At 74.0% G+C, this 22,868-nt stretch carries 19 protein-coding genes and 1 pseudogene; 7 read left to right on the forward strand and 13 right to left on the reverse strand.

Translation table 11 applies throughout. The annotated features are described in order from the left end of the window. The first annotated feature begins 91 nt into the window (after positions 1-91). The 3 genes from RV983_RS08625 to RV983_RS08635 all read left to right on the forward strand — a co-directional run bounded on the left by RV983_RS08625 (position 92) and on the right by RV983_RS08635 (position 2,501). The gene (locus RV983_RS08625; RefSeq protein ID WP_475985191.1) at positions 92-1,261 is read left to right on the forward strand and encodes a molybdopterin-dependent oxidoreductase; all 1,170 of its coding nucleotides are present in this window, start codon (positions 92-94) and stop codon (positions 1,259-1,261) included. Continuing rightward, on the forward strand, positions 1,258-1,713 hold the full coding sequence (locus RV983_RS08630) for a hypothetical protein (protein WP_475985192.1): 456 nt from the start codon (positions 1,258-1,260) through the stop codon (positions 1,711-1,713). The genes RV983_RS08625 and RV983_RS08630 overlap by 4 nt, the downstream gene beginning before the upstream one ends. Positions 1,714-2,048: 335 nt before the next feature. Continuing rightward, positions 2,049-2,501 carry a DUF4232 domain-containing protein gene (locus RV983_RS08635; RefSeq protein ID WP_475990257.1) on the forward strand — a complete coding sequence of 151 codons (453 nt, stop codon included), beginning with the start codon at positions 2,049-2,051 and terminating at the stop codon, positions 2,499-2,501. A 74-nt stretch (positions 2,502-2,575) separates the two neighbouring features. Here the strand turns inward: RV983_RS08635 and RV983_RS08640 are convergent, their stop codons facing one another. The 3 genes from RV983_RS08640 to RV983_RS08650 form a co-directional block, all read right to left on the reverse strand. Further along, entirely contained in the window at positions 2,576-3,262 is a 687-nt protein-coding gene (locus tag RV983_RS08640; RefSeq protein ID WP_475985193.1) for a methyltransferase domain-containing protein, read from the reverse strand. Then, positions 3,259-3,861, reverse strand: coding sequence for a TIGR04282 family arsenosugar biosynthesis glycosyltransferase (locus RV983_RS08645; RefSeq protein WP_475990258.1), 603 nt, complete (start codon positions 3,859-3,861; stop codon positions 3,259-3,261). Before RV983_RS08645 ends, RV983_RS08640 begins: the two co-directional genes overlap by 4 nt. Positions 3,862-3,932: 71 nt before the next feature. Next, complete coding sequence (locus RV983_RS08650; protein ID WP_475985194.1) at positions 3,933-4,703, reverse strand: glycosyltransferase family 2 protein; 771 nt, start codon at positions 4,701-4,703, stop codon at positions 3,933-3,935. 114 nt (positions 4,704-4,817) lie between these two features. Between RV983_RS08650 and RV983_RS08655 the strand changes: the two genes are divergently transcribed. Next, a complete protein-coding gene (locus RV983_RS08655; protein ID WP_475985195.1) occupies positions 4,818-5,576 on the forward strand; it encodes a response regulator transcription factor in 759 nt (252 codons plus the stop codon). Continuing rightward, positions 5,569-6,693 carry a sensor histidine kinase gene (locus RV983_RS08660; protein WP_475985196.1) on the forward strand — a complete coding sequence of 375 codons (1,125 nt, stop codon included), beginning with the start codon at positions 5,569-5,571 and terminating at the stop codon, positions 6,691-6,693. The genes RV983_RS08655 and RV983_RS08660 overlap by 8 nt, the downstream gene beginning before the upstream one ends. Positions 6,694-6,745: 52 nt before the next feature. Here RV983_RS08660 and RV983_RS08665 read toward each other — a convergent pair whose 3' ends face one another. The 9 genes and pseudogenes from RV983_RS08665 to RV983_RS08705 all read right to left on the reverse strand — a co-directional run bounded on the left by RV983_RS08665 (position 6,746) and on the right by RV983_RS08705 (position 19,673). After that, entirely contained in the window at positions 6,746-7,783 is a 1,038-nt protein-coding gene (locus RV983_RS08665; protein ID WP_475985197.1) for an NAD-dependent epimerase/dehydratase family protein, read from the reverse strand. Between the two features lie 132 nt (positions 7,784-7,915). Beyond that, positions 7,916-8,881, reverse strand: a complete 966-nt coding sequence (locus RV983_RS08670; protein ID WP_475985198.1) for a S66 peptidase family protein — start codon at positions 8,879-8,881, stop codon at positions 7,916-7,918. Then, positions 8,878-10,872 carry a S9 family peptidase gene (locus tag RV983_RS08675; protein WP_475985199.1) on the reverse strand — a complete coding sequence of 665 codons (1,995 nt, stop codon included), beginning with the start codon at positions 10,870-10,872 and terminating at the stop codon, positions 8,878-8,880. The genes RV983_RS08670 and RV983_RS08675 overlap by 4 nt, the downstream gene beginning before the upstream one ends. After that, on the reverse strand, positions 10,869-12,206 hold the full coding sequence (locus tag RV983_RS08680) for a M20/M25/M40 family metallo-hydrolase (RefSeq protein ID WP_475985200.1): 1,338 nt from the start codon (positions 12,204-12,206) through the stop codon (positions 10,869-10,871). Before RV983_RS08680 ends, RV983_RS08675 begins: the two co-directional genes overlap by 4 nt. Then, positions 12,199-13,032 carry a M55 family metallopeptidase gene (locus tag RV983_RS08685; RefSeq protein ID WP_475985201.1) on the reverse strand — a complete coding sequence of 278 codons (834 nt, stop codon included), beginning with the start codon at positions 13,030-13,032 and terminating at the stop codon, positions 12,199-12,201. The genes RV983_RS08680 and RV983_RS08685 overlap by 8 nt, the downstream gene beginning before the upstream one ends. Before the next feature lie 126 nt (positions 13,033-13,158). After that, positions 13,159-15,682 (reverse strand): annotated as a pseudogene (locus RV983_RS08690) (SpoIIE family protein phosphatase). A 189-nt stretch (positions 15,683-15,871) separates the two neighbouring features. Next, positions 15,872-18,256, reverse strand: coding sequence for an MFS transporter (locus RV983_RS08695; protein ID WP_475985202.1), 2,385 nt, complete (start codon positions 18,254-18,256; stop codon positions 15,872-15,874). A gap of 44 nt (positions 18,257-18,300) precedes the next feature. Next, positions 18,301-19,065 (reverse strand): GntT/GntP/DsdX family permease, encoded by a 765-nt coding sequence (locus tag RV983_RS08700; RefSeq protein WP_475985203.1) that lies wholly within the window; start codon positions 19,063-19,065, stop codon positions 18,301-18,303. 161 nt (positions 19,066-19,226) lie between these two features. Then, positions 19,227-19,673 (reverse strand): SRPBCC family protein, encoded by a 447-nt coding sequence (locus RV983_RS08705; protein ID WP_475985204.1) that lies wholly within the window; start codon positions 19,671-19,673, stop codon positions 19,227-19,229. 202 nt (positions 19,674-19,875) lie between these two features. Here RV983_RS08705 and RV983_RS08710 point away from each other — a divergent pair, with 202 nt between their 5' ends. Continuing rightward, positions 19,876-20,925: an Rv2578c family radical SAM protein gene (locus tag RV983_RS08710; RefSeq protein WP_475985205.1), complete on the forward strand. Its 1,050-nt coding sequence runs from the start codon at positions 19,876-19,878 to the stop codon at positions 20,923-20,925. Between the two features lie 46 nt (positions 20,926-20,971). Beyond that, positions 20,972-21,487, forward strand: coding sequence for an N-acetyltransferase family protein (locus RV983_RS08715; protein ID WP_475985206.1), 516 nt, complete (start codon positions 20,972-20,974; stop codon positions 21,485-21,487). Here RV983_RS08715 and RV983_RS08720 read toward each other — a convergent pair. Then, a complete protein-coding gene (locus RV983_RS08720; protein WP_475990259.1) occupies positions 21,453-22,760 on the reverse strand; it encodes a HEAT repeat domain-containing protein in 1,308 nt (435 codons plus the stop codon). The two genes, RV983_RS08715 and RV983_RS08720, sit on opposite strands and share 35 nt — an antisense overlap. Positions 22,761-22,868 lie beyond the last annotated feature (108 nt).

Consider the following 22,868-nt stretch of genomic DNA (forward strand, 5'->3'; position numbering starts at 1 on the left):
CGGTACCGGCGATCACGCGCGGCCGTCCGTCCGTATTCCGTAAGGAGTCGAAGGCCCATTCGCGGGGGCCCCAGGCGGTGTGATGGGACGCATGAGACGCCTCCCGCTGGCCCCAGGACTCCGCCTGCCCAAGCCTCCGCCGCCCCCGGTGTTCACGGGGCGGCTGCACGACCCGCGGACGGCGACGGTGGTCGGCCGCGCCCTGGGGGCGGCGATCGCCGTCTGCTTCGTCACCGGACTGGTGAGCCACTACCTTCAGCAGCCACCGTCCTGGGCGGCCGGCCCGCTGCCGAGCCGTCCGGTGTGGGGCTACCGGCTGACGCAGGGGCTGCACGTGGCGAGCGGGATCGCCGCCCTACCGCTGCTCCTCGCGAAGCTGTGGACGGTCTACCCGCGGCTGTTCGCCCGGCCGGCGGTGCGCTCGTTCACGCACGCACTGGAGCGGCTGTCGGTCGGCGTACTGGTCGGCAGCGTGCTGCTGCAACTGGTGACGGGACTGCTCAACACCGTGCAGTGGTACCCGTGGCCGTGGAACTTCCGCCCCGCGCACTGGGCCCTGGCCTGGGTGGCCCTCGGCGCGCTGCTGCTGCACCTGGCGGTCAAGGCGCCGGTCGTCGCGGCGCACTGGTCGCGGCGGTCGTCCGGCACGCGGGAACTGCCCGGGGCCGACGGCCCCGACCGGCGTTCCTTCGTGACGGCGGTGGCGGTGGCCACGGGCGCGGTGACCCTGACGACCGTCGGCCAGTCCGTGACCCCGCTCGGCCGCGCCGCCCTCTTCGCGCCACGCAGCCCAGGACACGGCCCGCAGGGCCTCCCGGTCAACCGCACCGCGGCGGCGGCCGGCATCACCCAGGACCTTCCGGCGCACTGGCGGCTTCAGGTGACCGGCCCCCGGCCGTTCGAGCTCACGCTCGCCGAACTGCGCGCGATGGCACGGCACTCGGCAGTGCTCCCGATCGCCTGCGTCGAAGGCTGGAGCCGCAACGCCCACTGGACCGGCGCCCGGGTGCGCGACCTGCTGGACCGCGCCGGCGCCCCGGCGGACGCCCGCCTGCGCGTCGTCTCCCTGGAGGCCGAGGGCGCCTACGCGGTCACCGAGATGGGCGCCTCATACGCCCGCGACCCGCTGACCCTGCTGGCGGTCTCCCTCAACGGCTCGCCCCTGTCGCCCGACCACGGCCACCCGGCGCGGATCATCGCCCCGAACCGGCCCGGCGTCCTGCAGACCAAGTGGGTCACCCGGCTGGAGGTGCTGCTGTGAGGGCGTCGCGGTTGTGGCGCTGGGCGCTGGGCGCCGCCGGGGTGGCGGCGATGTCCCTGGGCGCCGCACTGCTGCTGACGGATCACCGGATCGGTTCGCCGGCGGGCGTGCCGGCCTGGCTGGCGGCCGGGGTGCTCCTGCACGACGGGGTGCTCGTCCCCCTCGTCCTCGCCGTCGGCGCGTTCCTCCCCCTGCGTGTGCGCGGGCCGCTGCGCGCCGGGCTGCTCACCGCCGGTTGCCTCACGTTGGTGGCCCTCCCGGTGATGCTGCGCCAGGGGCAGGGAGCCAACCCTTCGGTGCTGCCCCTGGACTACGTGCGCAACTGGGGCCTGGCGATGGGTGTGGTGGCGGTCGCGACAGGGGGCCGGGTGCTGCTGGGGTTCCTGCGCCGCCGCCGCGGGGAACGACGCCGGCCGCCCGCGAGCAGCACGACCGCCGGACCCGCAATGTGACGGCATGACCGCAATGCGTCACCATTGCGTATCAGTCGCGTACGTCCCGAAACCGCCCCGGCCGGCGCCCGCGTGTTCCGAGCCGAACGCCGGCGGCGAGCCGGGCCGAAGGACAGGGGGACGTCATGGAGCACACGAAGGCGCGTGGGGCCGCGGTGGCCGCGGTGCTGGCCTGCACGGCGGCGGCACTGCTGACCGGGTGCCGGGGGGACGACGGCACGGCGAAGCCCCCGGTCCCGACGGGCCCGGCGTCGGCGGCTTCGCCGGCATCGTCGCCCTCCTCGGGCTCCCCGGCATCGAGCCCCTCAGTGTCACCGGCCGGGTCCGCCTCTCCGGTGGGATCCGCATGCTCGGACACGGCGTTGGAGGCGGGGCCGGCACGCCAGGCGCAGCAGCGGCCGCAGGGCACTGGTACGGGGGCGGCGATCGTGGGCTTCACGAACACGTCCGGAACCGCCTGCACGGTCGAGGGGTTCCCCACGGTGGCCGGTGCGGCCAACGGCTCACCGGAGCTCAACGTGCCACTGACCGTGGAGCACAGCGGCACCTCCGCGCCGGTCACGGTGGCGCCGGGCGGCCGGGCGTGGGTGAAGTTGACGTTTCATCAGGTGCAGGGCGAGGGCGACGGCTACTGCGCGTCCGGAGAAGCGCCGGTGCAGTACCCGACGATGGTGCTGGGCCTGCCGGGTGGCGCGGGACGCCACCAGGTCGCCCTGGAGGACGGTGTGTTCGCCGAGTGTGACGGGATCGTCGCGGTCACCGCGCTGTCGGCGGCGCAGCCCTCCTGACCCGCACGCGGCGAACCCGAGGGGGAAGGGCCCGCGCCGACGCCCTGGCCGTGCGCGGGCCCGAGCCCGGGCGTTCAGCGCGTCAGCTCCACGAAGTAGCGCCCGTCGACCGCCCACGCCCCCACCGCGGTCCAGCCCGCGGCCTCCGCCGTCCGGCGCAGCGCCGCCGTGCCGAGCCGAGCCCAGGGGAAGTCGCCGCCGTGGCGGCCGCCGGCGTCCTCCACCCGGACGGTGAGGCGTTCGTCGACGTCGTACGCGGCCGCCTCGGCCAGCAAGGAGCCGCCCGGGGCGAGGAGTTCGCGGACGCGGGCGAGCAGGGCGCAGGGGTCGCCGCCGATGCCGATGTTGCCGTCGGCGAGCAGGGCCGTGCGCCAGCGGCCCTCGGCGGGGAGCCGGTCGAAGACAGAACGGTGCAGCACCGCCCCGCCCGCGCCGCGGGTCCGGGCGACGGCCGCCGGGGAGACGTCGACGCCGAGGGCGGGCAGGCCGCGCCCGCCCAGTGCGGCGACGAGCCGGCCGGGCCCGCAGCCGATGTCGAGGACGGGCCCGCGGCAGCGGCGCAGCAGGGCGGAGTCGGCCGCGTCCGGCTCCGCACACCACCGTTCGACCTCCAGCGGCAGCAGCCAGCCGTCGGAACGCCGCAGGAAGAGCGGACCCCGCCCGGTGCGCAAGGCGTGGGCGTACGGGTCGTCGACCCAGGCCGTCGCCTTCGCGCCGGCGGAACCGGCCCGCTGGACGGACGTGATCGGCGGCGCCGTCATCGGCCCAGCTCCGCCGCGAACCGGGTGCCGGGCGCGGCCGCCGCCACCGCGTGCGCGTCGGCGGCGGTGTCCACGTCCCGCAGGACCGGAAGGCGACGCACCCTCAGGCCGGCGTCCAGCAGCCGCTGCCGCTGGAACGCGCCCGTGTGCGCTGTGGACATCGGCACCCCGCGCAGCAGGCGGGGATCGGGCACTGCCAGGCCGAGCGCCCAGAAGCCCCCGTCCGCCGCCGGGCCGAGGTAGGCGTCGCAGTCCGCCCAGGCGTCAACGGCCAGCGCGGGCGCGAGGAGGGCCGGGCAGATCTGCGGGGTGTCCATGCCCACCAGCAGCGTGGGCCCTTCACAGCCCGCGAACGCCGCCGCGAGACGCTCGTCCAGTCCGCCCGCCGTCTGCGGCACCACCTCGATCCCGGGCGGCAGCCACGGTCCGGGGTGCCCCTCCAGGACCAGCACGCGGCGTCGCGCGGGAGCGCGGAGCACGGCGTGCAGCGTGTCGGCGAGCGCGGCTGCGGCCAGGGCGGCGGCCCGCTCCGGCGTGAACGGCGGGGTGAGCCGGGTCTTGACCCGGCCGGGCAGCGGCTCCTTGGCGATGACGAGCAGTGTGGTGGGACCGGTGGCGGCGCCGACGTGGGCCTGCGTCGGCGAGGGCCCGTCACCGCCTGGGTGCGCGGTCACCGCGGCTCCCCCGCCGGGGAGTCGGCGGGGGACGCCACGGGGGGCCCGGGCGGGGACAGGGACGAGGACGGGGGCGGCGGCGGGCCGGGCGGTTCCGCCAGCACCGCGCGCATGTCACGCACCGCGTGCCACGTGCCGCGCCACGTCCCCGTGACCTTGGAGCGACCCGTGCGCGGCAGGTAGGGCACCTCGGTCTCCCGCACCCGCCAGCCCGCGTCCGCCGCCCGGACCAGCATCTGAAGGGGGTAGCCGGAGCGGCGGTCGGTGAGGCCGAGCCCGAGCAGCGCCTCGCGGCGGGCGGCGCGCATGGGACCCAGGTCATGCAGGCGCAGGCCCGTACGGCGGCGGATCAGCCGGGCGAGCTCCAGGTTGGCCAGGCGGGCGTGCAGCGGCCAGGCACCCGCCCCGGTGGGGCGGCGGCGGGCCAGGACGAGGTCCGCGTCGCCGTCACGGACGGGGCCCGCGACGGAGGGCAGCAGAGCGGGGTCGAGGGAGCCGTCGCAGTCGCAGAAGCAGACGACGTCGGCGGTCGCGGCGAGCAGCCCGGCGTGGCAGGCGGCACCGAAGCCGCGGCGCGGTTCGCGTACGACGGTGGCACCGAGGCGCTCGGCAACGGCGGCCGATCCGTCGGTGGAACCGTTGTCGACGACGACGGCCCGCCAGCCGGCCGGGACGCGCTCCAGCACCCACGGGAGCGCTGCGGCCTCGTCGAGGCAGGGCAGGATCACGTCGACCTGGGAGGGGAAGGTGTCGGTCACCTCCCTCACCCTACGAACACCGACCGGGCATTTCGGACATGCAGTCCTTACGAAACACGGACGTCCCTCCTGTGGGGGCCATCGGGCCGCCGTCCGGCGCCCGCCCGGTGCGAGACTCGGACCGTGACCAGCGACGCTCCCCCCGCCCGTGTCCTCTTGGTGGACGACGACCCCACCGTGGCCGAGGTCGTGACCGGCTACCTCGTCCGCGCGGGATTCACCGTCGACCGCGCCGCGGACGGCCCCGCGGCGCTCGACCGCGCCGCGGCCGCCCGCCCCGACCTCGTCGTACTCGACCTGATGCTGCCGGGCCTGGACGGGCTGGAGGTGTGCCGCCGCATCCGCGCCACCCAGGGCGAGGTGCCGGTCGTCATGCTCACGGCGCGCGGTGACGAGGACGACCGCATCCTCGGCCTGGAGGTCGGCGCGGACGACTACGTGACCAAGCCGTTCAGCCCGCGCGAACTGGTGCTGCGCGTCGAGTCGGTGCTGCGCCGCGCGGGCACCCGCCGGGAGGCCGCGTCCGGGACCGGGAACGGCCCGGGCGCCGGAGCGCTGCTGCGGTCCGGGCCGCTCACCCTCGACCCGGCCGCCCGCCGCGCCACTCGCGACGGCGACGAACTGGCCCTCACCATGCGGGAGTTCGAACTGATGGCCTTCTTCCTCCAGCATCCCGGCCGGGTCGTTGGCCGCGAGGAGCTCATGCACCGGGTGTGGGGGTGGGAGTTCGGCGATCTGTCGACCGTCACCGTCCACGTGCGCCGGCTGCGCGAGAAGATCGAGGACGACCCGGCACGGCCGCAGCTGATCAGCACCGTCTGGGGCGTCGGCTACCGCTTCGACCCGCCCGGCGGGCCCGCGACGGAGGCCCCCGGTGCATGACCTGCTGCTCATCGCCGGCTACGCCGCCCTCGGCGCCGCCGCCGTCGGCCTGTTCGGCGCGGCCGCCCTGCGCCTGCTGCGACGCCGTTCGGTGGCCCTGTCCCTTGCGGTGGTGGCCGCCGTGGCGGTGGGCGCGATGCTCGCCGGGACGCTGTCGGTCGCCTGGGCGATGTTCCTGTCCTCGCACGACCTGGGCGTGGTCACGACGGTGTGCGCCATCGCCGCGGCCGTCTCCCTGACCGTCGCGCTGCTGCTGGGACGGTGGGTCGTGGCGGGCAGCCGTGCGCTGACCGAGGCCACCCGCGTCCTCGGCGACGGGGGCGGCTTCTCCGCGCCCACCGCCGCGCCCACCGCCGAACTCGCCGCGCTCGGCCGCGAACTGGCCGCCACCAGCGCGAAACTCACCGCCTCACGCGAGCGCGAGCGCGCCCTGGAGGCCTCGCGACGCGAGCTCGTCGCCTGGATCTCGCACGACCTGCGCACCCCGCTCGCCGGTCTGCGAGCCATGGCCGAGGCCCTGGAGGACGGGGTCGTCGACGACCCGGCCCGCTACCACCGCCGCATCCGCGCCGAAGTCGAACGGCTCTCCGGCATGGTGGGCGACCTGTTCGAACTCTCCCGCATCCAGGCGGGCGTGCTCGCCCTGGCACCGACCCGCATGTCCGTCCACGACCTCGTGGACGACGCCCTCGCCGGAGCAGACGCCCTCGCCCGCGAGCACGGGGTGCTCCTCGTCGGCGACCGCGACCGCGACAGCGCCTGCGACCCGGTACCGGTGGAGGTCGACGGCCGGGAGATGACCCGCGTCCTGGCCAACCTGCTCGTCAACGCCATCCACCGCACCCCGGCGGACGGGACCGTCGCGGTCGCCGCGCACCGCGCGGAGGACTCCGTCGTGCTGTCGGTGACGGACGGCTGCGGCGGTATCCCGGCCGAGGACCTGCCGCGCGTCTTCGACACCGGCTGGCGGGGCACGGACGCGCGCACACCCCCGGCGGGAGCCGGTCTCGGGCTCGCCATCGTGCGCGGCATCGTCGAGGCCCACGACGGGCGGGCCGCGGTGCGCAACGTCCCCGGCGGCTGCCGGTTCGAGGTGGTGCTCCCGGTCGCGGGGTGAGCGGGGCCCGGCCCCGCTCACCCCGCAGCGGGGATCCGGCGACGCCGAACGCTCATGCCCCCTCGGCGAACTCGGCCATTCCGTCGGCGAATCCGACACGCGGCTTCCAGCCGAGCTCGTCACGCAGCCGGCGGGACGAAGCGGTGATGTGCCGGACGTCGCCGAGCCGGTACTCACCGGTGGTCACCGGTTCCTGCCCGCCGCACGCCGCGGACAGCGCGCGGGCGAGGTCGCCGACGGTGCGCGGCTCGCCGCTGCCGACGTTGTAGGCGCGCAGGGTGCCGTCCGCCCGGCCGCCGGAACCGGCGGCCGAGCGGACGTCGGTGAGGGCGGTGACGTTCGCCGCCGCGACGTCGCGAACGTGCACGAAGTCCCGCCGCTGACCCCCGTCCTCGAAGACGCGGGGTGCCTCACCGCGCGCGAGGGCGGAGCGGAAGAGCGCGGCGACTCCGGCGTAGGGGGTGTCGCGGGGCATGCCGGGGCCGTAGACGTTGTGGTACCGCAGGGAGACCGCTCGGCCCCTCACGGAACGGGCCCAGCAGGCGGCCAGGTGCTCCTGGGCGAGCTTGGTGGTCGCGTAGACGTTGCGCGGGTCGGCGGGAGCGTCCTCCTCGACGAGACCGGGGCGCAGCGGCTCGCCGCAGTGCGGGCACGGCGGCTCGAAGCGGCCGGCGTCGAGATCCTGCTGGCGCCGCGGACCGGGGCGGACGAGGCCGTGCCCGCCGCAGGTGTAGCGGCCCTCCCCGTACACCACCATCGAGCCGGCGAGCACCAGTTCGCGCACGCCTGCCCCGGCCATGGCCGCCAGGAGCACCGCGGTGCCCAGGTCGTTGCACGCCACGTAGTCCGGCGCGTCGGCGAAATCCTTGCCGAGGCCGACCATGGCGGCCTGATGGCAGACGGCGTCGACGCCGCGCAGTGCGTCGGCCACCGCCGCCGGGTCGCGGACGTCGGCCCGCAGCAGCTCGGTCCCTTCGGGCGCGGGGGCGTCCACGCGGTCCAGGATCCTGACGCCGTGACCGTTTTCCAGAAGGGCGGTGACGATGTGCGAGCCGATGAAGCCCGCGCCGCCCGTGACAAGTACCAGCATGTTGTCGACCGTAGGTCCTGGCAGGCGTCGTCCCGCCCGGACGCGCGCGGCCGTCAGGGGTTCGTAAGCTTCCGGGGGACGGCCGTGCCCCGCGCCGCGCGAGGCACGGCAGTCCGTCACGCCGTCAGTCCGTCATCCGTCGAGGGCGGGCACCTCCAGGGTCAGCGTGCCCGCGTCGGCGTCGAGCACCGCGGGCACTCCCAGTGGCACGGTGAGGCTTCTGTCGCCGTGGCCGAACCCGAGTTCCTCCAGGATCGGTACGCCCAGCCCGCCCAGCCGGTCGCACAGCACCTCGCGGACCCGCTCGTACGGGCCGCAGTCCTGCCAGGAGCCGAGGGCGATACCGGCGATGCCGTCCAGAAGGCCGGAACGGAGCAACTGCGTCAGCATGCGGTCGATGCGGTACGGCTCCTCTCCGATGTCCTCCAGCAGCAGGATGCCGCCGGCCAGTCCGCCGCGGCCGTCGGGTGTGCCGATCCCCGCGGTCATCAGCGACAGGCAGCCGCCGACGGTGATCCCGCGTCCCGTGCCGGGGACGAGTGTGCGCGCATCGGCGGACCCGAGCACCCGCACGCTCTCCGGCTCGAAAAGCGTCGCCCGGAGGTGGTCGCGGGTCGGCTCGTCCTTGACGAAGGCCTGGGCCGCGATCATCGTGCCGTGCAAGGTGGCCAGGCCCAGCTTCAGGGCGAAGGCCTCGTGCAGCGCGGTGATGTCGCTGAAGCCGAGCAGCACCTTCGGGCCGGCCGCCCGCAGGGCGTCCCAGTCGAGCAGATCGGTCATCCGCTGAACGCCGTAACCACCGCGTGCGCACAGGACGGCGGCCACGCCGGGGTCGCACCACGCCTGCTGGAAGTCCTGGGCCCGGGCAGCGTCCTCCCCCGCGAGGTAGGGGAATCCGGGTCGGCGGTCCAGGACGTGCGGTGCCGGCACCGGGTCGAGCCCCCACTCACGGAGGAAGGCCAGGCCGGCCTCGAGCCGTTCCGCGACCACCGGCCCGCTGGGGGCGACGACGGCGACGCGGTCGCCCGGGACGAGCCTGCGCGGACGGACGAGGGCCGTGAGGGGCGCGGGGGGTCCGCTGGGATGAGGAGTTGTCATTTGCCGAGCTCCAGAGGGGGTACACCGGGCGGGGTGAAGCCGAGGACCTGCCCGTAGAGGGCGAGTTCGGCCTCCAGGGAAGTGATCAGGGTGTCCTCGCGGCGGAAGCCGTGTCCCTCGCCCTCGAACAGGAGGTAAGCGTGCGGGATGCCGCGCCCGGCGATGCGGTCGAGGAAGCGCTCGCACTGCACGGGCCGGCAGATGACGTCGTCCGTTCCCTGCAGGAGCAGGAAGGGCGCCGTGAGCCGGTCGGCGTGGGTGATAGGCGACCGCTCGCGGTAGCGGTCGGGGACCTCGGCCCAGGGGCCGACGAGCGAGTCCAGATACTGCGACTCGAAGTCATGGGTCTCGCCGCCCGCGGCCCAACCGGTCAGGTCGAGCAGGGGATACCGGATGACGCCGCACGCGTAGACGTCGGTGGTGGTCAGCGATGCCGCGCTGGTCCAGCCGCCGGCGCTGCCGCCGCGGATGGCGAGCCGGGCGCGGTCGGCGATGCCCTCGGCGGCCAGCGCCTCGGCGACGGCGGCACAGTCCGCCACGTCGACGAGACCCCATTGCCCCCGCAGCCGCTCCCGGTAGGCCCGCCCGTAGCCGGTGGAGCCGCCGTGGTTGACCTCCACGACGCCGATGCCGCGGGAGGTGAAGTAGGCGACCTCCAGGTCGAGCACGAGCGGGGTACGGCTGGTGGGGCCGCCGTGCACCCACACCACATACGGCGGCAGTTCGCCCTCGGACGCCGTGAAACCGGGGTTGCGCGGCGGATACACCTGGGCGTGGATCTCCCGCCCGCCGGGCCCGGTGAAGACCCGCTCGAAGGAGTCGGGCACGAACGCCGGGTCCACGATGTCCTCGTGGGGGGCGCCGACGACGCGGCTGTGGCCGGTGCACGTGTCGAGTTCGACGACCTCGAAGGAGGTGCGCGCCGAGGCCGCGACGCCGATGACCCGCGTCCCGGACGACGCCAGGGGACCGGCCCACTCGCTCCACGGCCCCGGCACATCGGCGAGTTCACCTGTGGCCGGCTCGAGTATCCCGAGCCGCTGCGCGCCACGCCCGTGGAGCACGGCGACCGTGCCGCTGTCGAGCGGCACGAACCACCGCGCCCCCATCTGCCACGCAGGCCCGGCGAACTCCTCCTCCCGGGGGCAGAGGTTGACGGCCGCGCCGGTCGCGGGGTCGACGCGGTGCAGGTTCCACCAGCCGGTGCGGTCGGTGGCGGCGAGCAGGGTCCCGTCCGCCGCCCATTCGGCCTGCGCGACCGATTCGGCGGGTCCGCCGAGGATCGTGCGGGCGGCGCCGAAGGTACCGTCGGCCGCGACCTCCGCAAGCCTGAGCTCGGTGCCGTCCCAGGGCATACGGGGGTGGTCCCAGGCGATCCAGACGGCCTGCCGTCCGTCCGGGGAGAGCCGGGGCGCGGTCACGAAGCGGTGCGCGTCGTCGGACAGTTCGCGCACGGCGTCCCGCGATTCGGCGGCGGAGCCGTCCAACGGCACGGCCGCGAGCACCCGCCGCAGGTCAAGGGGACCGTCGCCGGTGAACTCCTCCAGCACGCACCAGACCTCGCCGCGGTCGAGGTGCAGCTGGGGATCGGCCCAGCGCAGCCCGTCGCCCACCGGGGAGAGCGGGGTCAGCGGCCGGGGCACGGCGTCGGGTGCCCCGGGCTCGTAGGCGTAGAGCCGCTGGTCGGCGAAGTGCGCGAAGACGATCAGCGGGCCGGACGGCCCCGTCGTGCCGGTCCAGGCCCGGCCCCCGTACTCGATGACGCGGGTGCGGACGTTCCACGGCGCGGGCAGCGGCGACTCCACGCTGCCGTCGGCGAGCCGGCGCACCAGCGCGCGCCGTCCGCCCTCGGCGGGGCGGGGCTCGGTCCACCACACCTCCTCGCCGACGAAACCGGGAAAGTCGGGGCGTCCGTCGTGGGCGGCGGCGCTGCGGGCGTCGACCGGCGACTCCCAAGCACCGTAGGGCGCGGTGCGCGGCGTCGTGTTCATCGTTCTCCTCCGGTGGCCGGGGTGTGCGTGCCGAGCAGGAACCGGTCCAGGACCCGGACGCCGAAGTGCAGGCCGTCGACGGGGACACGCTCGTCGACGCCGTGGTACATGCCCGCGTAGTCGAAGCCCTCGGGCAGCTTGAGCGGGGAGAAGCCGTAACCGGTGATGCCCAGGCGGGAGAACTGCTTGGCGTCGGTGCCGCCGCCCATCACGAAGGGCACGACGTGCGCCCCGGGGTCGAAGTGCAGCAGGGCCTCGCGCATCGCCCCGAAGACGGGGCTGTCGACGGGCGCCTCCAGCGGGATCTCCCGATGGTGGTACTCCCACTTCACGTCCGGGCCGGCGAGTTCGTCCATGGTGGTGGCGAACTCCTCCTCACCGCCCGGCAGCACGCGTCCGTCGACGTGGGCGATCGCGTGGCCCGGAATGACGTTGATCTTGTAGCCGGCCTCCAGCATGGTCGGGTTGGCGCTGTTGCGGATCACCGGCTCGACCAGCGCGGCCGCGGTGCCGAGCTTGGTGAGCAGGCCGTCCACGTCCGAGAAGTCGGGCTCGACACCGTAGAGCACGGCCAGTTCGGTCAGGGCGGCCCGGACGGTGGGGGTGATCCGCACCGGCCAGCGGTGCTCGCCGATACGGCTGACGGCCGAGGCCAGCCGCGTCACGGCGTTGGTCCTGTTCACCTTGGAACCGTGTCCGGCCCTGCCGTCCGCGGTCAGCTTCAGCCAGGCCGTACCGCGCTCCCCCGCCGCGACGGGGTAGATCCGCTTGCCGGGCTCGGCATGGAAGGTGAAGCCGCCGGACTCGCTGATGCCCTCCGTGCAGCCGCGGAAGAGTTCGGCGTGCTGTTCGGCGAGGAAGCCCGATCCGTAGGCGGCGCTGTCCTCCTCGTCGGCGGTGAGGGCCAGCACGATGTCCCGCGCCGGGCGCACACCCTCGCGTGACCACGAACGCACGGTCGCCAGCACCATGGCGACGGTGCTCTTCATGTCGATGGCGCCGCGGCCCCACACCACCCCGTCGCGCACCTCCCCGGAGAAGGGGTGCACGCTCCAGTCGTCGGCCTGCGCGGGCACGACGTCGAGATGCCCGTGGACCAGCAGGGCGCCCTGCGCGCCGCCGGCCCCGGTGCCCTCGATGCGCGCCACCACATTGGCGCGGCCGGGAGCGGATTCCAGGACGGCCGCCTCGATCCCGGCCTCGGCCAGGAGCCCGGCGGCGTACTCCGCCGCGGGGCGCTCGTTGCCGTCCCCGCCGCCGTGGTTGGTGGTGTCGATCCGGATCAGTTCCGAGGTGAAGCGGACCGCCTCGTCGAGTGCCTGGGTGTCAGCCATACTGCTCCTCCACTGCTGACGAGACGAGGGTCGTGACCGCTTTGAAGCAGCGGATCCCCTCGTACATGGTCGGTGAGGTGTACGCGACGCGGCGCTCACCCGTGCGCTCGACGCCGGGCACCACGGCCGCCGCGCCCGCCAGGTGCTCCGCGTCCAGTTCGAGCTCGATCGTGAACGGACCTGCCTGCGCCGGTTCGTGCCGCACCGCGAGGCCGGCCGCCTCCTTGGCCGCCGCCCGGATGTCCGCCGCGGTACGGGCCGGCGGCCGGCACACCGCCGCGTACCGCGACACGTAGTCCTTGACCGCCACCGTCCGCGCCGCCGGCGCGTAGCGGTGGGCGTCCAGCGCGGTGCGGTCGTCACCGGTGACCAGGACGACCGGCACCCCGTACTCCGCGACGACCAGGGAGTTGAGCCATCCCTCGCTCGCCCGGTCCCCGTTGACCCACACAGCGGTGATGGAGTTGGGGAGATAGGTGTGGGCGAGCACCCCCTCCGTGCCCGCGCCCGTGTGGTAGCCCACGAAGGCCACCCCGTCCACGTCCCCGTGCTGGACGCCCTCCACCATGGACAGGTCCTTGTGGCGGCCGGTGAGCATCTGCGCACGCTCGTCCAGCTGCTCCAGCAGCAGATTGCGCATGCTCCAGTGCGCTTCGTTGATCACGACCTCGTCGGCCCCGCCGTCGAAGAAGCCGGCGACCGCCGCGTTCACGTCCGAGGTGAACAAGTGCCGGCAGCGTTCCCACTGGCCGCTGCCGGGCACGACGTCACCGGGCCAGGTCACCCCGGTGGCGCCTTCCATGTCCGCGCTGATCAGGATCTTCATGCCACGGAACGTTACGCAAGGTCATCGGCGCACACCAGGCCCCCACCCGGCCTGTGGACAACTTCCCCCGCCGACCCCCGTTCGGCCCCTGTCGACCCCCGGGAACACGGCGTGACCCGGCCTCCGTCACATCCGCGCGGCGGCGTTCCGGCACGGCAGCTGCTGCTCGAACCAGACCGTCTTGCCCTGCGTCGTACGGCTCGCGCCCCACTCCCGTGCCAGCCGGCTGACGATCCGCAGCCCGCGGCCGCTCTCCTCCTCGGGGCCCGAGCCGAGCAGGACCGGCAGCGCGTGGTCGTCGTCGGTGACCTCGCACAGCAACGCGTCCGCACGGACCAGGCGCAGTTCGACGTGGCGCGTGTGCGCGTGGCGTACGGCGTTGGTGACGACCTCACCCACCAGCAGCGCGGCGGTCTCCGCGGCCTCCGACGCGCCCCAGCGCTCCAGGGTGTCGCGGGTGAGCGCGCGAGCCCTTCGCACCTCGCGCGCGTCGAGGGCGAGCTGCCAGGTGACGACGTCCTCGCGCGCGATGCCGCCGAGCCGGGCCATCAGCAGGGCGGCTTCGTCCTCGCGGCCGCCGCGGCGGCCCAGCGCGCGGATGATCGTGTCGCACGTGTCGTCCATCGAGGCGGCCTGGCGCGCGGCGCTCTCGCACAGCGCCGCCAGTCCGCCGCCGAGGTCCCGGCTGCGTGCCTCCACCAGTCCGTCGGTGCACAGCAGCAGCCGGTCGCCCGGCGCGACCGGCACCCGCACCGTCTCGAAGGCCACCCCGCCGATGCCGATCGGCGCGCCCGTCGGCACGTCCAGCAGCTCGCCACGGCCGTCCTCGGAACGCACCAGCACAGGCGGGGTGGTGCCCGGCGTTGCCGATCGACAGTTCGTGGTGGACCGGGTCGTAGACCGCGTACAGGCAGGTGGCCAGGTAGTCCTCACCGAGCCGCTGGGCGAGGTCGTCGAGGCTTCGCAGCAACTGCGCGGGCGGCAGGTCGAGCGCGGCCATGGTCTGCACGGCCGTGCGCAACTGACCCATCATGGCGGCCGCGTTGAGCCCGTGCCCCATGACGTCGCCGACGACCAGCGCCACCCGGGAGCCGGGCAGCTTGATGGCGTCGAACCAGTCGCCGCCGGCCCGTCCCCGGCGGCTGCCGGGCCGATAGCGGGTCACCACGTCGCAGCCGGGCATGCACGCCGTGATCTGCGGCAGCATGCCGGCCTGGAGGGTGTCGGCGACGTTCTCCTGGTACGTGTACATGCGGGCGTTGTCGAGCACGAGCCCGGCACGGGCGGCCAGTTCCGCGCCGGTGACGCGGTCCATGTCGTTGAACGGCGGCCGCTCGCCGTGACGCAGAAGGATCATGAAGCCGAGCACCACGTCACGTGCCTTGAGCGGCACCACGAGCATGGACCGGCCGGTGATCAGCGGCCGGATGTCGCGCTTCTCGAACTGTGCGGCGATCTCCTCTCCCATGGGTTCGGTGATTCTCGGCACGAGAACGGGCTGCCCGCTCGTCATGCACTGGAAGAACGGGGTGTGCTCGGGAAAGCTGGTCGACTCGCCGACCGGCACCACGTCGTCCCAGCGCCCGGGTTCGTCGGTGTGCTCCACGGCGACCTGGTGCCACAGCGTCGTGACGTCCGGCGGCCCGTCGGGGAAGCCCTCACCGGCCGGCACCTGTGCGCGCAGATAGGTGGCCGCCACGTCCGTGAAGCGCGGCACCACGGCGGCGCTGACCTCCTGGATCGTGCGGGACAGGTCCAGGGAACTGCCGATGCGCCCGCTGACCTCGTTGAGGAACTCCAGGCGTTCCCGGACGGCGGCGTACTCGATGTCCGGCTCCGCGTCCGCGTCCTCGGCGGCCCGGGGGTCGGCGGCGGCCTCGCGGGCGGCGCGCGGCCCGTCGGCGCGGCGCTCGGCCCGTCGGGGCACACCCCAGTCGGGCATGACCGGGACGCGGTCGTGCCGGCTGATCTCCAGGACGGGGTAGCCGAGTTCCAGCACCTGGGAGACGATCCGGCCGCTCTCGGCGACGCCCATGCTGGGCAGGATCTCCGGGAGTCGCTTGGCGAGCCCTTCGGCGCCGGGGAACTCGGTGTGCAGGGCGAAGCCGGGCGCGATCCGCTCGAACTCGCCGCCGGCGTCACCGCCCTCCTGGCCGGCCCCGACGTGCAACTGGGCGGCGTCGGCCGCGAGTACGAGCAGCGTCTCGGGACCCGGTCCGACCAGGGGGTAGGACCACCAGAGCACGTCCACCGGGGCGTCCTCGACAACGGTGTCATGGCTGCGGTTGAGACGGGCGCGCCCCGCGGTGGGGTAGGAGGTCTCGCCGCTCAGCGAGGCGTCGAGGTCAGGGCCCTCATAGGGACCGAGGGAACCGGGGCCGTAGGCGGCACCGCTGACGGTGTCCGTGCCGTAGGGACCGCCCGCCCCGTCGCCGAGGGCACCGGAGACCGGCAAGAGGTCGATCGCGGAACGGCCGATCGCCTGCTCGCGCGTGCTGCCGAAGAGTCTGCGGGCACCGGTGCTCCAGTGGGAGACCAGCCCGTCGCGGTCCACGACGACCACGGCGAGCGGAATGCGTCCCGAAAGGCCCGTACGCTGCGGCGGCAGCCCCGGACGGCTGCCCTCCCCCAGCGGGGTGCGACGTTCCATGACGCGCTCGGCTCCTTCCCCTGCGGCGCCGGACATCGATCTCGGCCGGGCGTGGTCGGCGCCCCGCGCAAGATCTGCGGCTCCGCCACCACGGTACGACCGTCACCGGGTGCCGCGCGCGTCATTGCGGCAAACTTGCTTACTCCAATGTGAAATTGACAGAACGTCACTGACGGCGAAGGCCGTGGGTCAGTCCTCGTAGCCGAGGAGTACGTCGCGTTCGGTGCGTCCGCCGCCGGTCAGACGGAGGACGGTGGCCACCGGCGGATAGCCGGAGGCGATCACCGTGTACTCCCCCGCGGCCAGGTCGACGAAGCGGAAGGTGCCGTCCGCCCCGGTCGTGACGGTGTCCTGGACGTTGCCGGCCGCGTCCAGGAGGGTGACCCTCGCGTCCTCCACCGGCCGCCCGCCAGGGGCGCGCACGGTGCCGCGCAGCATGGCGCCGCCCGCGAGTTCGACGTCCTGCCGGGTCTCCCTGGCGGCCTGCACGGAGACCGGGAGGGCCGCGGGCCGGTACGCGGGGGCGTTGGCCGCGAGCGTGTACTCCCCGGCGATCAGCTCGGTGAGGGTGTAGTCGCCGTCGCGGCCGGTCCGCGCGCCGGCCACGACGTCGCCGCCCGCGTCGGTGAGCGTCACCGTCGCCTCGCGCACCGGGGTGCCGTCCGCGGTGTGCACGATCCCGGCGAGCCGCCCGGCGCCGCCGAGTACGACGTCCAGTTCCACCGCTCGTTCGCCGACGGTGACGCTCACGGCCTGCGGCTGGTGTCCCCCGGCCGCCGCGATCAGCACATAGCTGCCGCCGCCCGGCGTGCTCAGCGCGTACCTCCCGTCGTCCCCCGTGGCGCCGCGACCGACCTGACGTCCCGTCACATCGATGAGGGTGAGCGCGGCTCGCCCCACGGTGCTGCCGTCGGCGTGCTGGACCGTGCCGCACACCGGGACACCGGCGAGGTCGGCCTTGCGGGCGGTGGGGACGTGCTGGGTCACCAGGGGTTTCTCTTTCAGGAGGAAGGCGAGCAGGAATCCGATCGCGAGGACGGGCACCAGATAGAGGAAGATGCGCGGCATCGCGGTGGCGTACGCCTGCACATAGGCGTCGCGCAAAACGGCCGGCATCGCGTGCACCATCTGCGGCGTGATCGACTGCGGGTCCGGCAGCTCGGCCCCGCGCGGCAGGCCCGCGGCCAGCCGGTCCGCGAGGCGGTTGGCGAAAAGGGTGCCGAAGACGGCGGCGCCGACCGAACCGCCGATCTGCCGGAAGTAGTTGTTGGCGCTGGTGGCCGCTCCCAGGTCGGCGGGGCGCACCGAGTTCTGCACGGCCAGGATCAGCACGGGCAGCACCAGGCCGATACCGAGTCCCAGTACCGCCATGTAAACGCTGTACTCGGCACGTGGGGTGTCGATGTCCAGCCGCGACAACAGCCACATGCCGAGTACCGACAGCGCGCCGCCCACCAGGGGGAAGGCCTTGTAGCGGCCGGTGCGGCTGATGAGCTGGCCGGAGACGACCGAGGCCAGGACGACGCCCAGCATCATGGGGAGCATCAGCAGTCCGGACTCGGTCGCGCTGGCCCCGTTCACCATCTGGAGGAACGTGGGCAGATAGCTCGCCGCGCCGAAGAGCCCGACGCCGGTGACGGCGCCGATGAGGGCCGACACCGTGAAGATCCCGTCGCGGAACAGCCGCAGGGGGATGACCGGTTCCACGGCGAACCGTTCCACCACCACGAAAAGCACCGCGCAGCACACAGCTCCGGCGCCCAGTGCGATCACGACGTCCGAGTCCCACGCGTACGTGGTGCCGCCCCAACTCGTCAGCAGTACGGCGCACGTGGAGCCCACGGCCAGCAGCAGCGCCCCCAGCACGTCCAGCCTCGGTCGCACCGTGGGCCGGGGCAGCCGCAGCACGACGGCGATCATGGCGAGGGTCAGCAGACCGAAGGGCACGTTGATGTAGAAGCACCAGCGCCACGAGGCGTGGTCGGTGAAGAAGCCGCCGAGCAGCGGTCCCGCCACCGAGGCCACGCCGAACGCCGCGCCGATCAGGCCCATGTAGCGGCCGCGCTGCCGCGGCGGGACGATGTCCGCGATGATCGCCTGCACGCCGATCATCAGGCCGCCGCCGCCGATGCCCTGCACGGCGCGGAAGGCGATGAGCTCGTTCATGGTGCGCGACCAGCCGGCCAGCGCCGAGCCGATGACGAAGACGACGATGGCGAACTGAAAGACGATCTTGCGTCCGAAGAGGTCGCCCAGCTTGCCGTAGAGGGGCAGTCCGATGGTCGAGGCGAGCAGATAGGCCGTCACGGCCCACGACATCCGGTCCAGCCCGTGCAGTTCCCCGACGATCTTGGGGAGGGCGGTCGCCACGATCATCTGGTCGAGCGCCGCGAGCAGCAGGGTCAGCATGAGCCCCAGGAAGACCAGCCGCACCCTGCGTGGCGTGAGATCGGCGGCGGGGATCCCGTGGCCGAAGGACGCGCCGTCGTCCGCGCCCGCGCCCGCTCCGGCGCCGGACTCGTCGGCGAGGGGTCCGCTCTGCTCGGTCAGCGTCGTAGCCATGGTGCTGCCCATCGCCGTGTCCACTCCCCTCGTCGCGCCTGACCTTTCGACAACGATCAAAAGGCCCGGGGATGCGCCGTGGACGTGCAGAACCACCCGTTCAAGTGACGTGCTCGCAGGCCCGTGCCCATAGGGGACGCCGGTCGCGGGACGCGGACCGGTTCACAGCAGCATGCTCGGCGGGAGGGGCAACAGGAGGGCCACGACAGAGGCCACCGAGACGCCGAGCGTGCATGTCTTGAGCGTGCCCCGGGTCGTCTGCCCCCCATCAGCGACTTCAGGAGCCAGAAGGTGTTGCTCGTGACGTGCACGGCGAACAGCGAGCCGGCGCCCACGGCGCGCGCGACCAGCACCGGGTCGAGCCCGAGAGCGGGCGCGATCGGGGCGAGGATACCGGCGGCCGTGATGGCGGGGATGGCCACCGAGCCGATGGCCATGTGCAGCACGGCGGCGACCGCCCAGATCAGCAGCAGGGGCGCCATGTCGCCCGCGGTGAAGCAGCCGCGCAGGATGCCTCCCAGACCGCTCGCCGTCACCACCGCGGCCAGTGAACCGCCGACGGCCGCCAGGATGCGGATCTGGCCGCTCTCCCTGAACCCGCGCACCACGGCGCGCTCCACCCCCTCGCGGCCCCCGGCGGGCCTGGCCACGAGCACCGTGCCGACGAGTCCTGTGAGCAGGGCGACCACGGGGTTGGCGATGAAGGACAGAACGGCGTTCTTGACGCCGACCGCGTCGGCGACGGCACCAATGGCGATCATCAACAGGACGGCCAGGAGCGGGGCGAAGCGTACGAGCAGGCCAGGACCGCCACCGGGCACCGGGAGCGCCGCTCCCGCGGAGGCGGCAGCTCGCTCCTTGTGTCGTCGAGGCCGCCGCGGAGGCCTCCCGCTGCCTGGGCTGCCGGCACGGCATCCGGAACGGCGCGGGCGCGCACTGAGCGCGGCTGCGCCGTCCCGGCAGAGCGACTCGCTCCCGCTCGTTACTGCTTCTCGGTCTCGGCGGCCAGGCGGGCGAGCACCGCGTCCTGGATGCGATTGAGGCCCTTGGGCGCGAAGGTGCGCTCGAAGAAGCCGCCGATGCCGCCCGCGCCGGTCCAGGTGGTGCTGACCACGGCCTTGGCGCGGCCCTCGCCCGCCGGGGTGACGGTCCAGGTGGTCACCATCGAGGAGTTGCGGTCGGTCTCCACGAGCTGCCCCGCGGTGGGCTCGGTGACCGCGAACAGGCAGTCGCGAATGCGCTTCTCCGTCGCCTGGAGCTTCCAGTGCACCAGGGTGCCGGCGCCGCTCCCGCCCTCGCGTACCTCGTACTCGCTGTACTGCTCGGGCAGCAGTCGCTGCCGAGTACCCGCGTAGTCGGCGAGCGCCGCGAAGACGCTCTCCGGGCTCGCCGCGATCTCGCGCTGGGTGGTGGCCTCGACCTGTGCCATCGCCGTCCTCCGGTGACTTGCCGTGATCCATGTGCCGTCGACGGCAAGCCAACCACCACGGACGTGCCCCCGCGAAATCGGCGGCTCCCGCCGGGCAACGGACCCCGGCGCCAGGACCCCCGGCGGCACCTCCTTCGGATACCCCTCGACGTTTTTCGCTCAAGTGTTCTATTCTCTGAACAGAGCAACATAAGGAGGCGGCATGAGGTGGGACAACCTGAGCCGCGACACGGCGGCGGCCACAACCGCGCTCTTCGGCACGGACGCCGTGACCCGCACATTCGACACGCCCGAGTTCCGCGGCATCACGTTCCACGAGGTGCGCGCCCGCAGCATCGTCAACCGGGTGCCAGGGGCTTCCCGGATGCCGTTCGAATGGACGATCAACCCCTACAGAGGATGCAGCCACGCCTGCGTCTACTGTTTCGCCCGCAAGACGCACAGCTATCTGGACCTCGACACCGGCCTGGACTTCGACTCGCAGATCGTCGTCAAGGTCAACGCACCGGAGCTGCTGCGCCGCGAACTGGCCGCGCCGCGCTGGCAGGGCGAACACATCGCCATGGGCACGAATGTCGACTGCTACCAGCGCGCCGAGGGACGGTACCGGCTGATGCCGGGCATCCTGGCGGCCCTGCGCGACCACGCCAATCCGTTCTCGATCCTCACCAAGGGGTCGTTGATCCTGCGCGACCTGGATCTGCTGGTCGAGGCGTCGCGCGTCACGGAGGTCTCCACCGCCGTCTCCGTCGGCTTCCTGGACCGGAAGCTGTGGAACACCGTGGAGCCGGGCACCCCCGCGCCCGGGAGGCGGCTGGAGGTCTGCCGGACGCTCAATGACCACGGCATCCCTTGCGGCGTCCTGATGGCGCCCGTGCTGCCCTATCTCAGCGACTCGCCGGAGCAGTTGCGCGAGACCGTCCGCGCCATCGCGGAGGCCGGAGCCACCTCGGTCACACCGCTCGTCCTGCATCTACGCCCCGGCGCCCGCGAGTGGTACATGGCATGGCTGGCGGTGCACCACCCCCGCCTGATCTCCCGCTACAAGGCGCTGTACGAGAGCGGCGCCTACGCGCCGACCTGGTACCAGCGGCGCATCACGCGCCTGGTGCACGAATTCGCCGACGAGTTCGGCATAGGCCCCTCGCGCGCGGGTGCCGCCCGGCGTCTGCCGGCCGTGCCCACGCCGCCCGCCGACGCGTCGGCCGCCTCGGAGCCGGTGCGGGAGCCGACACAATTGACGCTGCTCTAAAAAAGACGGTGGCCACCGCAGCCACAGTGCGCATAACGTCCGGAACATGACCGAGGTACGGGCGATGGCCCGCGACGACATAGACGCCGTGTGCGCGATCCGCGTCAGCGGCTGGCGGGCGGCGTACGCGGGGATCGTCCCGCAGCCCTTTCTGGACGCCATGGACGCCGAGGCGGATGCCGAACAGCGCCGGGGGTGGTTCGACGCGGGCGACGGACGGGTCGACAACCTTGTCTCGTCCGAGGGCGGCGAGCTGACGGGGTGGGCGGCACTCGGCCCGTACCGCGGCGAGCCGGACGGCGGCGAGATCGGCGAGTTGTACGCCATCTATGTGCGTCCGGACCACATCGGCCGGGGCGCCGGACGCGCCCTGATGGACGCCGTCCGGACGCGGGCCGCCGAACGCGGCTTCCGGCGGCTGCGGCTGTGGGTGCTGGCCGACAACGAGCCCGCGCTGCGCTTCTACACACGGGCCGGCTTCGGCCCGGACGGCACCGATCAGATCGAGGTGTACGACGATGTGCCCCTCAAGGAGCTCCGTTACGCCGCGGTCCTCGGCTGAAGGAGCCCGCCAGCTTTCGGGTCGCGGCGCTGGGCGCCTCCTTGTGTGCCCTGGTCAGCGCGGACGCGGCCACCGGGTCGCCGGAACGCACGAGGGCCCTGACGATGCGCCGCGGGTACGGCGGCGCGCACAACCCCGCGAGCGCGGCGGTGGCGCGGGGCTCGTCCCGGTAACGGGCCAGTCCGCGGGCGGCGGCGCTCCGCACCTCCTCCTCCGGGTCACCGGCCGCGGCCAGCAACGCGTCGAGCGCGGCCGCGCCACCGATCCCGCCGAGGGCCTCCACCGCCGGGGCACGGAGAGCCGGCGCCCCGGCGGCCAGGTCCAGCACGGGCACCGCTCGCGCGTCCCCGAGCCGGCCGAGCTCCTCCACGCAGCCGCGAGCGGCCTGGAAGCCGAGCCGGCCCTCGTCCAGCAGCCATCCCAGGGTGGACATCAGGGCGGGCACGGACTCCGGGGCGCCCAGGCGCCCGAGGAGGCGGATCGCGGCGAGGGCGTAGCCGATGCGCAGTCGGTTGGTGGCGAGCGCGGCGGCGGCACGGGCCGTGCGGGGGTCGCCGAGCCGGGCGAGGGTGTCCGCCGCGGTGACATTGCGGATGGCGTCGCGGTGGTTGAGGAGCAGGACGAGGGTCTCGAAGGCCCGGCGGTCCCCGGCCCGCCCGAGCATGACGGCGGCGATCTCCCGGTCCTCCAGGGAGCGCGACGGCTCGGTCAGGACGTCGGCGAGCGCATCCCGCGCACCGGGGTGGTCCGTCCTCCCGAGTGCCACGAGCGCGGCTTCGCGCACGGCCGCCTCCGAGTCCCGGGCGGCTGCCGCGAACAGGGCGAGGCGCGCCGGGTCGGCGGCGCGGCCGAGGAGTGCCAGGGCCAGGGCCCTGGCCCGCGGCGCGGGATGGGCGGCGTACCGGAGCAGCACGGGCAGGAACTCGGGTGCGGGGGGCACGTTCGCCGTGGACGGGGTCCTGCGCCAGTCCGGGGGCACGCTCACGACGACGCGGCCGGCGGTCCGCTCGAGCCGGCGCGGGTACCAGGAGGGCGCCTCCGGTTCCGAGGAGGCATCGCAGAGCAGCTCGAAGAGCGGCCCGGCGCTTTCCGGGGCGCGTTCGGCCGCCAGCGCTTCCAGTGCGTAGCGGCGCTCGTCCTCCGTGCCGCCGGGCAGGATGCCGAGCAGGGCGGGGACGCCGGGCGACCTGCCGGCCGCCACGTCGAGCAGTGCCCGCTCCTCGGGCCCCAGCCACGGCCGCACCATGGCGGTGGCGTCCCTTGACGCGGACATGCGCCGCACATAGGCGTCGCGGGACTCGGCCGCACCAGGGGTGGCGAAGGCCAGCAGCCCGATGGCGCGGCGCGGCTCCCCCCGCTCCCGCAGGCCGGCGAGGGTGGT

The organism is Streptomyces sp. RLA123 (assembly GCF_056270165.1).

Coding starts and splice junctions, on each gene's coding strand:
- RV983_RS08625 (WP_475985191.1), top strand. CDS start 92: ATGAGACGCCTCCCGCTGGCCCCAGGACTCCGCCTGCCCAAGCCTCCG.
- RV983_RS08640 (WP_475985193.1), bottom strand. CDS start 3,262: ATGACGGCGCCGCCGATCACGTCCGTCCAGCGGGCCGGTTCCGCCGGC.
- RV983_RS08665 (WP_475985197.1), bottom strand. CDS start 7,783: ATGCTGGTACTTGTCACGGGCGGCGCGGGCTTCATCGGCTCGCACATC.
- RV983_RS08670 (WP_475985198.1), bottom strand. CDS start 8,881: ATGACAACTCCTCATCCCAGCGGACCCCCCGCGCCCCTCACGGCCCTC.
- RV983_RS08675 (WP_475985199.1), bottom strand. CDS start 10,872: ATGAACACGACGCCGCGCACCGCGCCCTACGGTGCTTGGGAGTCGCCG.
- RV983_RS08680 (WP_475985200.1), bottom strand. CDS start 12,206: ATGGCTGACACCCAGGCACTCGACGAGGCGGTCCGCTTCACCTCGGAA.
- RV983_RS08685 (WP_475985201.1), bottom strand. CDS start 13,032: ATGAAGATCCTGATCAGCGCGGACATGGAAGGCGCCACCGGGGTGACC.
- RV983_RS08695 (WP_475985202.1), bottom strand. CDS start 18,256: ATGGGCAGCACCATGGCTACGACGCTGACCGAGCAGAGCGGACCCCTC.
- RV983_RS08705 (WP_475985204.1), bottom strand. CDS start 19,673: ATGGCACAGGTCGAGGCCACCACCCAGCGCGAGATCGCGGCGAGCCCG.
- RV983_RS08710 (WP_475985205.1), top strand. CDS start 19,876: ATGAGGTGGGACAACCTGAGCCGCGACACGGCGGCGGCCACAACCGCG.
- RV983_RS08715 (WP_475985206.1), top strand. CDS start 20,972: ATGACCGAGGTACGGGCGATGGCCCGCGACGACATAGACGCCGTGTGC.
- RV983_RS08720 (WP_475990259.1), bottom strand. CDS start 22,760: ATGTCCGCGTCAAGGGACGCCACCGCCATGGTGCGGCCGTGGCTGGGG.